The organism is Pseudomonas iridis, from assembly GCF_017980685.1.
In the GTDB taxonomy this organism is placed as follows: Bacteria; Pseudomonadota; Gammaproteobacteria; order Pseudomonadales; family Pseudomonadaceae; genus Aquipseudomonas; species Aquipseudomonas iridis.
Window position 1 is genome coordinate 201,111 of record NZ_JACXXO010000009.1, and the last position, 16,196, is coordinate 217,306.

General features: G+C 54.5%; 12 protein-coding genes and 4 tRNA genes. All 16 read right to left on the reverse strand.

Annotation, left to right across the window (positions count from 1 at the left end; all coding sequences use genetic code 11):
- Positions 1 to 114: 114 nt before the first annotated feature.
- Entirely contained in the window at positions 115 to 4,314 is a 4,200-nt protein-coding gene (rpoC, locus tag IEQ42_RS16935) for a DNA-directed RNA polymerase subunit beta' (protein WP_042561345.1), read from the reverse strand.
- A 64-nt stretch (positions 4,315 to 4,378) separates the two neighbouring features.
- Positions 4,379 to 8,452, reverse strand: coding sequence for a DNA-directed RNA polymerase subunit beta (rpoB, locus tag IEQ42_RS16940; protein WP_042561346.1), 4,074 nt, complete (start codon positions 8,450 to 8,452; stop codon positions 4,379 to 4,381).
- A 220-nt stretch (positions 8,453 to 8,672) separates the two neighbouring features.
- Positions 8,673 to 9,038 carry a 50S ribosomal protein L7/L12 gene (gene rplL / locus IEQ42_RS16945; protein WP_007916477.1) on the reverse strand — a complete coding sequence of 122 codons (366 nt, stop codon included), beginning with the start codon at positions 9,036 to 9,038 and terminating at the stop codon, positions 8,673 to 8,675.
- A 78-nt stretch (positions 9,039 to 9,116) separates the two neighbouring features.
- On the reverse strand, positions 9,117 to 9,617 hold the full coding sequence (gene rplJ / locus IEQ42_RS16950) for a 50S ribosomal protein L10 (protein WP_007916479.1): 501 nt from the start codon (positions 9,615 to 9,617) through the stop codon (positions 9,117 to 9,119).
- A 198-nt stretch (positions 9,618 to 9,815) separates the two neighbouring features.
- Positions 9,816 to 10,511, reverse strand: coding sequence for a 50S ribosomal protein L1 (gene rplA / locus IEQ42_RS16955; protein ID WP_042561348.1), 696 nt, complete (start codon positions 10,509 to 10,511; stop codon positions 9,816 to 9,818).
- The gene (rplK, locus tag IEQ42_RS16960) at positions 10,511 to 10,942 is read right to left on the reverse strand and encodes a 50S ribosomal protein L11 (protein ID WP_042561349.1); all 432 of its coding nucleotides are present in this window, start codon (positions 10,940 to 10,942) and stop codon (positions 10,511 to 10,513) included. The genes rplA and rplK overlap by 1 nt, the downstream gene beginning before the upstream one ends.
- A 117-nt stretch (positions 10,943 to 11,059) precedes the next feature.
- On the reverse strand, positions 11,060 to 11,593 hold the full coding sequence (gene nusG / locus IEQ42_RS16965; RefSeq protein ID WP_007916492.1) for a transcription termination/antitermination protein NusG: 534 nt from the start codon (positions 11,591 to 11,593) through the stop codon (positions 11,060 to 11,062).
- A gap of 9 nt (positions 11,594 to 11,602) precedes the next feature.
- Positions 11,603 to 11,971: a preprotein translocase subunit SecE gene (gene secE / locus IEQ42_RS16970; protein WP_042561350.1), complete on the reverse strand. Its 369-nt coding sequence runs from the start codon at positions 11,969 to 11,971 to the stop codon at positions 11,603 to 11,605.
- Positions 11,972 to 12,016: 45 nt separating this feature from the next.
- Positions 12,017 to 12,092 (reverse strand) — tRNA-Trp (locus IEQ42_RS16975).
- A 53-nt stretch (positions 12,093 to 12,145) separates the two neighbouring features.
- Positions 12,146 to 13,339 (reverse strand): elongation factor Tu, encoded by a 1,194-nt coding sequence (gene tuf / locus IEQ42_RS16980; protein WP_210704230.1) that lies wholly within the window; start codon positions 13,337 to 13,339, stop codon positions 12,146 to 12,148.
- Between the two features lie 84 nt (positions 13,340 to 13,423).
- Positions 13,424 to 13,499, reverse strand: a tRNA-Thr gene (locus IEQ42_RS16985).
- 26 nt (positions 13,500 to 13,525) lie between these two features.
- A tRNA-Gly gene (locus IEQ42_RS16990) sits at positions 13,526 to 13,599 on the reverse strand.
- A gap of 25 nt (positions 13,600 to 13,624) precedes the next feature.
- Positions 13,625 to 13,709: transfer RNA gene (locus tag IEQ42_RS16995), tRNA-Tyr, on the reverse strand.
- 144 nt (positions 13,710 to 13,853) lie between these two features.
- Positions 13,854 to 14,291 carry a hypothetical protein gene (locus IEQ42_RS17000; RefSeq protein ID WP_210704231.1) on the reverse strand — a complete coding sequence of 146 codons (438 nt, stop codon included), beginning with the start codon at positions 14,289 to 14,291 and terminating at the stop codon, positions 13,854 to 13,856.
- Between the two features lie 7 nt (positions 14,292 to 14,298).
- A complete protein-coding gene (locus tag IEQ42_RS17005) occupies positions 14,299 to 15,051 on the reverse strand; it encodes a pantothenate kinase (protein ID WP_210704232.1) in 753 nt (250 codons plus the stop codon).
- Positions 15,041 to 15,994 carry a bifunctional biotin--[acetyl-CoA-carboxylase] ligase/biotin operon repressor BirA gene (gene birA / locus IEQ42_RS17010; RefSeq protein WP_210704233.1) on the reverse strand — a complete coding sequence of 318 codons (954 nt, stop codon included), beginning with the start codon at positions 15,992 to 15,994 and terminating at the stop codon, positions 15,041 to 15,043. The genes IEQ42_RS17005 and birA overlap by 11 nt, the downstream gene beginning before the upstream one ends.
- Between the last annotated feature and the right edge of the window lie 202 nt (positions 15,995 to 16,196).

Sequence of the window (16,196 nt, forward strand, 5' to 3'; positions counted from 1 at the left end):
GATCTTGCCCCCAGTCAAGGCAAGGCCCCGACCTCCCCACTCATCGAACCTCGACAAATTGTCTCGATTCGATGAACGGTGCGATCAGGGCCTTACGCTCATATATCGCAGAACTCAGTTACCGCTCGAGTTCAGCGCTTCGGTCAGTGCAGCTTCCACTTCACTGGCGCTTACGCGCAACGGCTTGTCTGCTTCACGACGACGCTTGCGCTCGCTGTGATATGCCAGACCGGTACCGGCCGGGATCAGACGACCCACGACTACGTTTTCTTTCAGGCCGCGCAGGTAATCGCGCTTGCCGGTAACGGCCGCTTCGGTCAGTACGCGGGTGGTTTCCTGGAAGGAAGCCGCCGAGATGAACGATTCGGTCGACAACGACGCCTTGGTGATACCCAGCAGAACGCGAGTGAACTTGGAGACAAATTTGTCTTCCGCGCCCAGACGCTCGTTCTCTACCAGTACGTGAGTCAATTCCATCTGGTCGCCCTTGATGAAAGTGGAATCGCCGGATTCAGCGATTTCAACCTTACGCAGCATCTGACGCAGAATGGTCTCGATGTGCTTGTCGTTGATCTTCACGCCTTGCAGACGGTAAACGTCCTGGATCTCGTTAACAATGTACTTGGCCAGCGCGCTTACACCCAGCAAACGCAGGATGTCGTGCGGATCGCTAGGACCGTCAGAGATAACTTCGCCGCGGTTTACCTGTTCGCCTTCAAACACGTTCAGGTGACGCCACTTCGGAATCAGCTCTTCGTACGGATCAGTACCATCGTTCGGGGTAATAACCAGACGACGCTTGCCTTTGGTCTCTTTACCGAACGCGATGGTCCCACTGACTTCAGCCAGAATCGACGCTTCTTTCGGACGACGAGCTTCGAACAAGTCGGCAACACGCGGCAGACCACCAGTGATGTCACGAGTTTTCGAAGTTTCTTGCGGGATACGAGCGATAACATCACCGATCGCAATCTTCGCACCATCCGCAACACCGACCAGGGCGTTGGCTGGCAGGAAGTACTGAGCGATAACGTCAGTGCCTGGCAGCAACAGATCCTTGCCGTTGTCGTCGACCATCTTCACTGCTGGGCGAATTTCTTTGCCGGCAGCTGGACGATCTTTCGCGTCGAGCACTTCAATGTTGGTCATACCGGTCAATTCGTCAGTCTGACGCTTGATCGTGATGCCTTCTTCCATGCCCACGTAGGTCACGGTACCTTTCATTTCGGTAACGATTGGGTGAGTGTGCGGATCCCACTTGGCCACTATTGCGCCAGCGTCGACCTTGTCACCCTCTTTAACCGAAATCACAGCACCGTATGGCAGCTTGTAACGCTCACGCTCACGACCGAAGTCATCAGCGATTGCCAGCTCACCAGAACGGGACACAGCAACCAAGTGACCATCCACTCGCTCAACGTGCTTCAGGTTGTGCAGACGGACGGTACCGCCATTCTTCACCTGAACGCTGTCGGCTGCGGAAGTACGGCTTGCCGCACCACCGATGTGGAACGTACGCATCGTCAGCTGGGTACCCGGTTCACCGATGGACTGGGCAGCGATTACGCCGACCGCTTCACCGATGTTCACCTGGTGACCACGAGCCAGATCACGGCCGTAGCACTTGGCACAAATGCCATAGCGGGTTTCGCAGCTGATCGGCGAACGCACGATCACTTCGTCGATGCTGTTCAGCTCGATGAACTCGACCCACTTCTCGTCTACCAAAGTGCCGGCAGGAACGATAACGTCCTCGGTACCTGGCTTGAATACGTCACGGGCAATAACACGACCCAATACGCGTTCACCCAACGGCTCTACAACGTCACCGCCTTCAATGTGCGGAGTCATCAACAGACCGTGTTCGGTGCCGCAATCGATCTCGGTTACAACCAGATCCTGCGCCACGTCTACCAGACGACGAGTCAGGTAACCGGAGTTCGCAGTTTTCAACGCGGTATCCGCCAGACCTTTACGAGCACCGTGAGTAGAGATGAAGTACTGAAGTACGCTCAAACCTTCACGGAAGTTCGCAGTAATCGGCGTTTCAATGATGGAACCGTCCGGCTTGGCCATCAGACCACGCATACCGGCCAGCTGACGAATCTGTGCTGCGGAACCCCGCGCACCCGAGTCAGCCATCATGTACATCGAGTTGAACGATTCCTGGTCGACTTCGACGCCATGACGGTCGATGACTTTCTCTTTCGAGAGGTTGGCCATCATCGCCTTGGAGACTTCGTCGTTCGCTTTCGACCAAAGGTCGATCACTTTGTTGTACTTCTCGCCCTGGGTTACCAGGCCGGAGGCGTACTGGCTCTCGATCTCTTTCACTTCGTCGGTAGCAGCACCGATGATGCGGGCTTTTTCATCCGGGATAACGAAGTCGTTAACACCAATGGAAACGCCGGAGATGGTCGAGTAAGCGAAACCGGTGTACATCAACTGGTCAGCGAAGATCACGGTCTCTTTCAAACCAACCACGCGGTAGCACTGGTTGATCAGCTTGGAGATCGCCTTTTTCTTCATCGGCAAGTTGACGACGTCGTAAGACAACCCTTTCGGCACAACCTGGAACAGCAGCGCACGGCCGACGGTAGTGTCGACGATACGGGTACCGCTCACGCTGTTGCCGTCACGGTCGTTGACGGTTTCGTTGATACGTACTTTAACCTTGGCGTGCAGTGCGGCTTCGCCAGCACGGAACACACGGTCAACTTCCTGCAGATCCGCAAACACACGACCTTCGCCCTTGGCGTTGATCGCTTCGCGAGTCATGTAGTACAGACCCAATACAACGTCCTGCGACGGAACGATGATTGGCTCACCGTTGGCTGGCGACAGAATGTTGTTGGTCGACATCATCAACGCACGCGCTTCCAACTGAGCTTCCAGTGTCAGCGGTACGTGCACAGCCATTTGGTCGCCGTCGAAGTCGGCGTTGTACGCGGCGCAGACCAGAGGGTGCAGCTGAATAGCCTTACCTTCGATCAGTACCGGTTCAAACGCCTGGATGCCCAGACGGTGAAGGGTCGGTGCACGGTTGAGGAGAACCGGGTGTTCACGGATCACTTCAGCGAGAACGTCCCAAACCTCTGGCAGTTCGCGCTCGACCATTTTCTTGGCCGCTTTGATGGTGGTCGCGAGACCACGCATTTCAAGCTTGCCGAAAATGAACGGTTTGAACAGCTCGAGAGCCATCTTCTTCGGCAGACCGCACTGGTGCAGACGCAAGGTCGGGCCTACGGTAATTACCGAACGACCGGAGTAGTCAACACGCTTACCGAGCAAGTTCTGACGGAAACGACCTTGCTTACCCTTGATCATGTCAGCCAGGGATTTCAGAGGACGCTTGTTCGAACCGGTGATAGCGCGGCCACGACGACCGTTGTCGAGCAGTGCATCGACAGCTTCCTGCAACATACGCTTTTCGTTACGCACGATGATGTCCGGAGCGGACAGATCGAGCAGACGCTTCAAGCGGTTGTTACGGTTGATCACTCGACGATACAGATCGTTGAGGTCGGAAGTCGCGAAACGACCACCATCCAGCGGGACCAGTGGACGCAGATCTGGCGGCAGAACCGGCAGAACGGTCAGCACCATCCATTCTGGAAGGTTGCCGGAACCCTGGAAGGCCTCCATCAACTTCAGACGCTTGGACAGCTTCTTGATCTTGGTTTCGGAGTTGGTTTGCGGAATTTCTTCACGCAGACGGCCAATCTCGTGCTCCAGGTCGATAGCGTGCAGCAGTTCGCGGACAGCCTCGGCACCCATGCGGGCGTCGAAATCGTCACCGAACTCTTCCAGCGCTTCGAAGTACTGCTCGTCGTTCAGCAGCTGACCTTTTTCAAGGGTAGTCATGCCCGGGTCAATAACGACATAGCTCTCGAAGTAGAGAACACGTTCGATATCACGCAGGGTCATGTCCATCAGCAAACCGATACGCGACGGCAGCGATTTCAGGAACCAGATGTGGGCAACCGGCGAAGCCAGTTCGATGTGCGCCATGCGCTCACGACGAACCTTGGCCAGTGCAACTTCAACGCCGCACTTCTCGCAGATCACACCACGGTGCTTCAAGCGCTTGTACTTACCGCACAGGCACTCGTAATCCTTTACCGGGCCAAAGATCTTGGCGCAGAACAGACCGTCACGCTCAGGTTTGAACGTACGGTAGTTGATGGTTTCCGGCTTTTTAACTTCGCCGAACGACCATGAGCGGATCATCTCAGGCGAGGCCAATCCAATACGGATGGCGTCGAACTCTTCGACTTGACCCTGGTTTTTCAGCAAATTCAGTAGGTCTTTCAAGGCCTTTCCTCCTGGCGGAGCAGAGAGCGGGCAATCCTGCCCCGCTCTCGATTCGCGTCACGTGTTATTCGGTTTCCAGATCGATATCGATGCCGAGGGAACGAATTTCCTTGATCAACACGTTGAAGGACTCGGGCATGCCCGGCTCCATACGGTGATCGCCATCCACGATGTTTTTGTACATCTTGGTACGGCCGTTCACATCGTCCGACTTCACTGTGAGCATTTCTTGCAGAGTGTAAGCGGCACCGTAAGCTTCCAGTGCCCAGACCTCCATCTCCCCGAAACGCTGACCACCGAACTGTGCCTTACCACCCAGCGGCTGCTGGGTAACCAGGCTGTACGAACCGGTAGAACGAGCGTGCATCTTGTCGTCTACCAAGTGGTTCAGCTTCAGCATGTACATGTAGCCAACGGTAACTGGACGCTCGAACTTGTTGCCGGTACGGCCGTCAGTCAGCTGCATCTGGCCGCTTTCCGGCAGGTCTGCCAGTTTCAGCATGGCCTTGATTTCACTTTCCTTGGCGCCGTCGAACACTGGGGTGGCCATTGGAACACCGCCACGCAGGTTCTTCGCCAGATCCAGGATTTCCTGATCGGAGAAGCTGTCCAGATCTTCGTTACGACCGCCGATCTGGTTGTAGATCTCGTCCAGGAAAGTACGCAGTTCTGCGACTTTACGCTGCTCTTCGATCATACGGTTGATCTTCTCGCCCAGACCTTTGGCCGCGAGGCCCAGGTGGGTTTCGAGGATCTGACCAACGTTCATACGCGAAGGTACGCCCAGTGGGTTGAGGACGACGTCGACCGGGGTGCCATTGGCATCGTGCGGCATGTCTTCAACCGGCATGATCACGGAGACCACACCTTTGTTACCGTGACGACCGGCCATCTTGTCGCCCGGCTGGATGCGACGACGGATTGCCAGGTAAACCTTGACGATTTTCAGCACGCCTGGAGCCAGGTCATCGCCCTGCTGCAGTTTGCGCTTCTTGTCTTCGAACTTGTCGTCCAGCAGACGGCGACGATCAACGATGTAGGCCTGAGCCTTCTCGAGCTGCTCGTTCAGAGCATCTTCAGCCATGCGCAGTTTGAACCACTGACCATGCTCAAGACCGTCGAGAACTTCGTCGGTGATGTCCTGGCCTTTCTTCAGACCTGCGCCGCCTTCAGCCTTGTGGCCTACCAGAGCGGAACGCAGACGTTCGAAAGTCGCGCCCTCAACGATACGGAACTCTTCGTTCAGATCCTTGCGGATCTCGTCCAGCTGGGTCTTCTCGATCGACAGAGCACGAGCATCACGCTCAACGCCGTCACGAGTGAAGACCTGTACGTCGATGACAGTACCTTTGGTACCGGTAGGTACACGCAGGGAGGTGTCTTTAACGTCGCTGGCTTTTTCACCGAAGATTGCACGCAGCAGTTTTTCTTCTGGAGTCAGTTGGGTCTCGCCTTTCGGAGTGACCTTACCTACCAGAATGTCGCCTGCGCCAACTTCAGCACCTACGTAAACGATGCCTGCTTCGTCCAGCTTGTTCAGTGCAGCTTCACCCACGTTAGGGATGTCCGCAGTGATTTCCTCTGGCCCAAGCTTGGTGTCACGCGCCACACAGGTCAGTTCCTGAATGTGGATCGTGGTGAAGCGATCTTCTTGAACAACTCGTTCCGACAGGCAGATGGAGTCTTCGAAGTTGTAACCGTTCCAGGCCATGAACGCGATGCGCATGTTCTGACCCAGTGCCAGCTCACCCATATCGGTGGACGGACCATCGGCCATGATGTCGCTACGCTGAACCCGATCACCTTTACGCACCAGCGGACGCTGGTTGATGCAGGTGTTCTGGTTGGAGCGGGTGTACTTGGTCAGGTTGTAGATGTCGACACCAGCCTCGCCGGTTTCAACTTCGTCATCAGCAACACGAACCACGATACGGCTGGCATCAACGGAGTCGATCACGCCGCCACGACGAGCCACGACGCAAACGCCGGAGTCACGAGCTACGTTACGCTCCATGCCGGTACCTACCAGCGGCTTGTCAGCGCGCAGAGTCGGTACAGCCTGACGCTGCATGTTCGAACCCATCAACGCACGGTTGGCGTCATCGTGCTCGAGGAACGGGATCAGCGACGCTGCAACCGAAACTACCTGCTTCGGCGAAACGTCCATCAAGGTGACTTCTTCAGGCGCCTTGACGGTGAATTCGTTCAAGTGACGAACAGCTACCAGCTCGTCGATCAGCATTTTCTTGTCGTTCATCGCGGCCGAAGCCTGAGCGATCACGTGATCAGCTTCTTCGATGGCGGACAGGAACACGATCTCGTCGGTAACCAATGCGTCTTTCACCACGCGGTACGGGCTTTCCAGGAAGCCGTACTGGTTGGTGCGCGCATAGGCGGCCAAGGAGTTGATCAGACCAATGTTCGGACCTTCCGGCGTTTCGATCGGGCAAACACGACCGTAGTGCGTCGGGTGTACGTCACGAACCTCAAAGCCTGCGCGTTCACGAGTCAGACCGCCAGGGCCGAGTGCAGACACACGACGCTTGTGGGTGATCTCGGACAGCGGGTTGTTCTGGTCCATGAACTGAGACAGCTGGCTGGAACCGAAGAACTCTTTCACCGCCGCAGCCACTGGCTTGGCGTTGATCAGGTCTTGCGGCATCAAGCCTTCGCTTTCAGCCATCGACAGACGCTCTTTGACCGCACGCTCAACACGTACCAGGCCAACGCGGAACTGGTTCTCGGCCATTTCGCCTACGCAGCGAACACGACGGTTACCCAGGTGGTCGATGTCATCGACGATGCCTTTACCGTTACGGATGTCGACCAGAGTCTTCAGTACCGCGACGATGTCTTCCTTGCACAACACGCCCGAACCTTCGATTTCGGTACGACCGATACGACGGTTGAACTTCATCCGGCCGACCGCAGACAGGTCATAACGCTCAGGGCTGAAGAACAGGTTGTTGAACAGGGTTTCGGCTGCGTCTTTGGTTGGCGGCTCGCCTGGACGCATCATGCGATAGATCTCGACCAGCGCTTCCAATTGGTTGCTGGTGGAGTCGATCTTCAGCGTGTCAGAAACGAACGGACCGCAGTCGATGTCGTTGGTGTACAGGGTCTCGATGCGAACAACCTGAGCCTTGGCGATTTTGCCGAGGATCTCAACGTTCAGCTCGGTGTTGCACTCAGCCAGGATTTCGCCGGTGGCTGGATGCACGATGACCTTGGCGGTGGTGCGACCGAGGACGTAGTCCAGAGGCACTTCCAGCGTCTTGATACCGGCTTTTTCGATCTGGTTGATGTGGCGCGCAGTAATACGACGGCCGGCTTCAACGATGACCTTGCCTTTTTCATCCTGGATATCCAGAACGGCAATTTCACCACGCAGACGCGATGCAATCAGTTCCAGGCTGAGGGTTTCGCCGCTCAGGTGGAATACGTTGGTGGTGTAGAACGCGTCCAGTACTTCTTCGGTGGTATAACCGAGCGCGCGCAGCAGTACCGATGCCGGCAGCTTGCGACGACGGTCGATACGCACGAATACGCAGTCTTTCGGGTCGAACTCGAAGTCCAACCACGAACCGCGGTAAGGAATGATACGCGCGGAGTACAGCAGTTTGCCGGAGCTATGCGTCTTGCCGCGGTCGTGATCGAAGAACACGCCCGGGGAACGGTGCAGCTGGGAAACGATTACACGCTCGGTACCGTTGATTACGAAGGTACCGTTCTCAGTCATCAGGGGAATTTCACCCATGTAGACTTCTTGCTCTTTGATGTCCTTGATCGCTTTGTTCGACGATTCTTTGTCGAAAATGATCAGGCGCACTTTTACCCGCAAAGGTACGGCGAAAGTTACACCGCGCAATACGCATTCTTTGACATCAAATGCCGGTTCGCCCAGGCGATAACCGACGTACTCCAGCGCAGCATTGCCGGAGTAGCTGATGATCGGGAAAACGGATTTGAAGGCCGCATGCAGGCCCACGTCGCGGAACTGATCTTTAGTCGCTCCCGCTTGCAAGAATTCACGATACGAATCCAGCTGGATGGCCAGGAGGTAAGGCACATCCATGACGTCCGGCAACTTGCTAAAGTCCTTGCGGATACGTTTTTTCTCAGTATATGAGTAAGCCATCAGCGTTCCCCAGCTTGGTCACCTGCTTGTTTGGCCCCTCCCGACGGGAGCAGCCAGAAAATCGTGCAAACCCCATGGTTTGCTCCACCACATCGGGTGGTTACAGCTCGTTATCAGCACCGACCCAGTCGGCTGCCAATAACGGAAAAAGGCCGGTGGCAAGAGCCACCAGCCATCAGCCTGTCGCTTGACGCTCGGGCTGGAGGAGCAAAGTCGATGCTTATTTCAGCTCGACTTTAGCGCCTGCTTCTTCCAGCTTCTTCTTGGCGTCTTCAGCAGCTTCTTTCGAAACGCCTTCAGCTACAACCTGAGGAGCGCCGTCTACTTTCTCTTTGGCTTCTTTCAGGCCCAGACCGGTCAGTTCACGAACTGCCTTGATCACGTTAACCTTCTTCTCGCCAGCTTCCAGCAGAACAACGTTGAACTCGGTTTGCTCTTCAACAACAGCGGCAGCAGCAGCTGGACCAGCAGAAGCAGCGGCAGCGGATACGCCGAACTTCTCTTCCATTGCCTTGATCAGCTCAACGATTTCCAGAACCGATTTTTCGCCGATTGCGTCGATGATTTGTTCGTTAGTCAGAGACATGACTTATTTCCTGAATTGGGGGACAGCCTGCAGGCCATCGAAATAAACAAAAATACGCGAGAGTTGAAACGCTGAGCCTTAAGCTGCAGCTGCTTCTTTCTGGTCGCGAAGTGCCGCCAGAGTACGAGCCAATTTGCTGGTAGCGCCTTGAATCACGCTCATCAGCTGAGAAATTGCTTCGTCACGGGTCGGCAGGCTTGCCAGCACGTCGATCTGATTAGCTGCGAGGAACTTGCCCTCGAACGCAGCTGCCTTGATCTCGAACTTATCCTGACCTTTGGCAAATTCCTTGAACAAACGGGCAGCAGCGCCAGGATGTTCGTTGGAGAATGCAATCAAGGTCGGGCCAGTGAACACGTCGTTGAGAACACTGTATTCAGTGTCAGCAACAGCGCGCTTGAGCAAGGTGTTACGTACAACACGTACGTAAACGCCAGCTTCACGAGCCTCTTTACGGAGTCCGGTCATTGCGCCTACTGTTACGCCACGTGCATCAACCACGACAGCGGACAGAGCGACTTTGGCAGCCTCGTTGACTTCAGCGACGATGGCCTTCTTGTCTTCGAGATTAATTGCCACGGGTTTAACTCCTGCTTGTTACCGTTTCATTCGATCGAAACCGAATGTCGTTTTGGTGTCTGATTCGGTAAGGAACCGGGAGCACCATCTGCGTAGGCTTATGGTTTAAGACTTGCGTCGCCTACGGTCTTGGATAGCCCCCGCCAGGCAGGGACCCCAATCTTTCAACTGGCGCGAATAACCGCGCCAATTTTTGTCTTACGCGTCCAGCGAGCTCTGATCAATGATCAGACCTGGGCCCATAGTGGTGCTCAGGGTAACGCGCTTGACGTAGATACCTTTCGAAGAAGCTGGCTTGATACGCTTCAGATCAGCGATCAGGGCTTCAACGTTTTCCTTCAGCTTGACGGCGTCGAAGCCCATCTTGCCAACGGAAGTGTGAATGATGCCGTTTTTGTCAGTGCGATAACGAACCTGACCAGCTTTTGCGTTCTTAACCGCAGTAGCTACGTCTGGAGTTACGGTACCAACCTTAGGGTTAGGCATCAGACCACGTGGACCAAGGATCTGACCCAACTGACCTACAACGCGCATGGCATCCGGGGATGCGATCACTACGTCATAGTTCAGGTCGCCGCCTTTCATTTCGGCAGCCAGGTCGTCCATACCTACACGGTCAGCGCCGGCAGCCAGAGCGGCCTCAGCAGCAGGACCCTGGGTGAACACAGCAACGCGAACGGTCTTGCCAGTGCCGTGCGGCAGCACAGTAGCGCTACGAACAACCTGGTCAGATTTACGCGGGTCAACACCGAGGTTTACAGCAACGTCGAACGACTCGCTGAACTTGACAGTCGACAGCTCAGCCAGCAAAGCAGCGGCGTCTACAATGTTGTAGGCCTTGCCTGCTTCGATTTTGCCGGCGATAGCCTTTTGACGCTTGGTCAGCTTAGCCATTACACACCCTCCACGTTAAGGCCCATGCTACGAGCAGAACCGGCGATAGTACGCACGGCTGCATCCATATCAGCTGCAGTCAGATCCGCGTTTTTGGTTTTCGCGATTTCTTCCAGCTGAGCACGGGTAACAGTGCCAACCTTAACGGTGTTCGGACGAGCGGAGCCGCTGGTCAGACCGGCAGCCTTCTTCAGCAAAACCGAAGCAGGGGTGGATTTTGTTTCGAAAGTGAAGCTACGGTCGCTGTAGACAGTGATGATCACTGGAGTCGGCAGACCTGCTTCAATACCCTGAGTACGGGCGTTGAAAGCCTTGCAGAATTCCATGATGTTCACGCCGTGCTGACCCAGAGCAGGACCAACAGGTGGGCTTGGGTTAGCCTGAGCGGCCTTCACTTGCAGCTTGATGTAAGCGGTAATTTTTTTGGCCATGAGGCACTCCAATTACGGGTTCGAACGCCTCGAAAGGCTCCCCGGTTACTTGCGCGTATATCCCAGTGACGACAAAACCCCACAGCCTAAGGCTGCGGGGTTGGGATGCTTGCTCAGCTAGACCTTTTCGACCTGACTGAACTCCAACTCTACCGGAGTAGAGCGACCGAAAATGAGCACTGCCACTTGGATCCGGCTCTTTTCGTAGTTAACTTCTTCAACGACACCATTGAAATCAGCAAATGGGCCATCGTTGACTCGTACTGTTTCACCCGGCTCGAAGAGAGTCTTCGGCTTAGGCTTGTCGCTACCATCAGCAACACGACGCAGAATTGCTTCCGCCTCTTTATCAGTAATCGGTGCAGGCTTATCAGCAGTACCGCCGATAAAACCCATCACCCGAGGAGTATCCTTGACCAAGTGCCAAGTACCCTCGTTCATGTCCATCTGCACCAGCACATAGCCTGGAAAGAATTTACGCTCACTTTTGCGCTTCTGGCCATTACGCATTTCAACCACTTCTTCAGTGGGAACCAGAATTTCGCCGAAGCCATCTTCCATGCCAGCCAGCTTTACTCGCTCAACGAGCGAGCGCATGACATGCTTCTCGTAACCCGAGTAAGCATGCACAACGTACCAACGCTTAGCCACGGGACACCCTTAGCCGACAATCAAGGAAACAAGCCAACCGAGCAGGGAATCAAGCCCCCACAACAGCAACGCCATAACCAGAACAACAGCCACCACAATCAAGGTGGTCTGCGTGGTTTCTTGGCGAGTTGGCCACACGACTTTACGAATCTCGGTACGAGCTTCCTTAACCAGTACAAAGAAAGACTTGCCCTTCGCAGTCTGCAGACCTACAAAGGCAGCTACAGCAGCAATGACAAGCAAAGCCAGTACACGGTACAGGATCGGCGAAGCAGCGTAATACTGATTGCCAACAACGCCTACAACTACCAAAGCGACTACTACAAGCCACTTGAGCAGATCGAAGCGAGAGCTTTGTGCTTCAGCCTTAGGAGTCATCTATGAAGATCCTGTGAAAAGAAAGCCAGACACACCGAGTGAATCTGGCAGGTCAGGAGGGAATCGAACCCCCAACCTACGGTTTTGGAGACCGTCGCTCTGCCAATTGAGCTACTGACCTAAAACAAAATCAGGTCGACCATTATGCCGGCCCGAAAAATACATTACAACCGCTTATTCGATGATTTTAGCTACGACACCAGCGCCGACGGTACGACCGCCTTCACGAATGGCGAAACGCAAACCGTCTTCCATTGCGATGGTTTTGATCAGAGTGACAACCATTTTGATGTTGTCGCCCGGCATTACCATTTCAACGCCTTCCGGCAGCTCGCAGTTACCGGTCACGTCAGTGGTCCGGAAGTAGAACTGTGGACGGTAGCCTTTGAAGAACGGAGTGTGACGACCGCCTTCTTCTTTGCTCAACACGTACACTTCAGCTTCGAAGGTAGTGTGCGGCTTAACCGAACCCGGCTTAACCAGAACCTGGCCACGCTCTACGTCGTCACGCTTGGTGCCGCGCAGCAGCACGCCGCAGTTCTCGCCAGCACGACCTTCGTCGAGCAGCTTACGGAACATTTCAACACCGGTGCAGGTGGTGACAGTAGTGTCACGCAGACCAACGATTTCCAGTGGATCCTGAACGCGAACGATACCGCGCTCGATACGGCCAGTTACAACAGTACCGCGACCCGAGATCGAGAATACGTCTTCGATTGGCATCAGGAACGGCTTGTCGACTACGCGAATCGGATCCGGAATGTAGGTATCCAGAGTCTCAACCAGCTTACGAACGGCAGTGGTGCCCATTTCGTTGTCGTCTTTGCCTTCCAGAGCCATACGAGCCGAACCGATGATGATCGGAGTGTCGTCGCCTGGGAAGTCATAGGTGGACAGCAGGTCGCGAACTTCCATCTCAACCAGTTCCAGCAGCTCAGCGTCGTCTACCAGGTCAGCCTTGTTCAGGAAAACCACGATGTACGGAACGCCAACCTGACGGGACAGCAGGATGTGCTCACGGGTTTGTGGCATCGGACCATCAGCGGCCGAGCAAACCAGGATTGCGCCGTCCATCTGGGCAGCACCGGTGATCATGTTCTTCACATAGTCAGCGTGACCTGGGCAGTCAACGTGAGCGTAGTGACGGATCAGCGAGTTGTATTCAACGTGCGCGGTGTTGATGGTGATACCGCGAGCCTTTTCTTCCGGGGCGCTGTCGATCTTGTCGAAGTCAACGATTGCGGAACCGAAAACTTCGGAGCAAACGCGAGTCAGAGCAGCAGTCAGAGTGGTTTTACCGTGGTCAACGTGACCGATGGTCCCAACGTTGACGTGCGGTAGGGAACGATCAAACTTTTCCTTAGCCATCGATATCACCCCTATCAGAAGAATTAAGCAAACAACAAAAGCCATTAAAACAAAGGCAGATATTTTCATATCTGCCTTGTTATATGGAGCTCTTGAGCGGATTTGAACCGCTGACCTCACCCTTACCAAGGGTGTGCTCTACCAACTGAGCTACAAGAGCGAAACACTTTGCACAACCTGCAAACTTGGAGCGGGTAGCGGGAATCGAACCCGCATCATCAGCTTGGAAGGCTGAGGTTCTACCACTAAACTATACCCGCAGAGCTTGCAGCTCACGCTAAAATCTGGTGGAGGGAGAAGGATTCGAACCTTCGAAGTCGTAGACGTCAGATTTACAGTCTGATCCCTTTGGCCGCTCGGGAACCCCTCCTAATCAGGCCGGCATTTTATACTATGCCAAACCCTTGTCAAGCAATTTCTCATTTAAAAACCTGAGGTTAGCTGCTTTGACATCGCCCTACTTCGTCAACCTTTGAAAGGTCTTCACTGCGGAGCGGGCGCCATTCTATTCAAACTATTCAGCAGGTGCAACCCCCTCACACCGCATTATTTTATGTTTTAACTCATTGAATTCGTTGGAAAGGTTCTGCAACTGCGCATCCCCCAGCAAACGCTGGCTTTCAGGTGCAATACGCATCCAGAAACCCGCTGCAGGAGACCCCTCAAGCGATGGTTGAGCCTTGATATCCATTTGAGCCAAACGCTCGCCTAGCACCGCAACCATCTCCTGACGAGCAAAACCACCGAGATAAAGGCACTGACTTTCAGTTCTTTGCGGACCAGACTTCTCCTTGGAGGTCGTTCCGCCTTCACTCAGCAGACGAATATCCTGCCGTGAACCCTTGTACAAACTCAGCGGCGTTACGTCCTTTGCCCGCAATGGCGCTTCCTGTTGATGCCAGACGTAATAGAAAATATTGAGAACAAGAAGCAGCAGGAACATCCAACGCATACATACCTCAAGACAAAGGACACGCCACAGCTAAACCGACGAATACAAGATCGGGAACAAACCTTGCCCCGGGCGCCACACCTGCAACAAGATCCGCATCGCCACCTGTTATAAATACAGTGAAGCCCTCCCCCCAATAGGATCGCGCCATTTCCAATTGGGTAAGCACGAACCCCCTCAACATCAGTGAGCATCCACGCTCTACAGCCTCAACAGTACTTCGCCCCGGCGCCAGGCTAGTCAGCGCACGCTCAGCAGCAACATCGTCATAGCGAATTTTTCGAGTATGGGTGCGCAATTGGTTGCGCATCAACGGCATACCAGGACAAATGAAACCACCAAGATGTTCTCCATCTATCGCGATAAAGTCCGCTGTAACTGCCGTACCAAAGTCCAGCACGAGGCATGGGCCTTTAGCCAGATGGAAAGCACCCAGCATCGCCAACCAGCGATCCAGACCTAGACGCTCGTAATCTTCGTAACCGTTTCTAACACCTGACATTTCACGAGCAGGTTTCGCACAGACAACTGAAACACCGAAGTCTCGCTCAAGCATCTCAATTAAGGCACCAGTCTCGGCAGCAGTACGAACACTCACCATGCGACAACTTCTTAGCGACAGGCCGCTCAGCTCGCGCAAACTTTCGCAAAGCGCCAGGTCCGAATCAACCACTCCCTCCGCGACCAACACAAGAGCCTCAGCACCACTCAGCACTCGCCATTTTATGAAGCTGTTTCCGCAGTCGAGCTCAAGAATCATCACGCAACCTCAGGCTGAGCTCGCCACCACTAAAGACCTTTTCCACGCCATTCACCTTTAATCGCAGCGCACCCTGGTTATCAATTCCGAGCACTACCCCATCTATTTGACTGACACCAGCAATCAAGGACACCGATCGCTCTTGCCACAAATGATTTTCTTGCCACTCAGCTTGAAGAGCCGAGAAACCATCTATTTGTTGACGCTGTATGTATGCCAGCAATTGTTCGCCCAACTCTGCCACTAGAATATTGCGATCACTGCTTTTACCGGTCTCAAGCCGCATGGACGTCCATTGCTGATCAACCTCCTCTGCAACCTGCATATTCACGTTAACGCCTATACCCAGAACCACGTGACAGACATCCGCCGGATCTCCAACGAGCTCCAGCAGGATGCCGGCAATCTTCTTATTGCCAACCAGAACATCATTGGGCCACTTCAAACCAGCGCCAATCACTCCCAGCTTTCGTAGGGTTTGCAAAACTGCCAGCCCAACGACAAGGCTCAGCCCTTCAAGCTGGCGCATACCTCCATCAATCCGCAGAACAAGACTGAAATAAAGGTTTTCGGCAAACGGGCTAACCCACTTACGCCCCCTGCGCCCACGCCCGGAGGTCTGTCTTTCGGCAAGCACCAAAAATGGAGCCTCTTGCCCCAAGCCAATGGCGCGCAGCGCCTGAGCGTTAGTGGAGTCGGTAGTGTCCAGGACTGTGATTGGCCAGACTGCGTTCATTCCTGCCATTTTAAGAGGATCGAGCAACATCAGCGGAGCAGCTAGCTGATAGCCACGCCCCCGAACTTTGTGGATGGATAGCCCAAGCTCAGCTTCGAGGTGCTGAAGCTGCTTCCATACCGCACTTCGACTAACTCCCAAGGCAGCGCCAAGGTCCTGACCAGAATGAAATCGTCCATCCTTCAGAAGATTCAACAACGTCAGCATGCAAAGTCTCGCCTCACAATGAGGCCCGAATGATAGCTATGCCCCGGGCCGTTGCATAGAAATCAAGCAGGCACATTTCCTGCGGGCAAAACAAAACCCCAACTGCTTTCGCAATTGGGGTTTCGGAATTTAATCTTGACGATGACCTACTCTCACATGGGGAAACCCCACACTACCATCGGCGATGCATCGTTTCACTGCT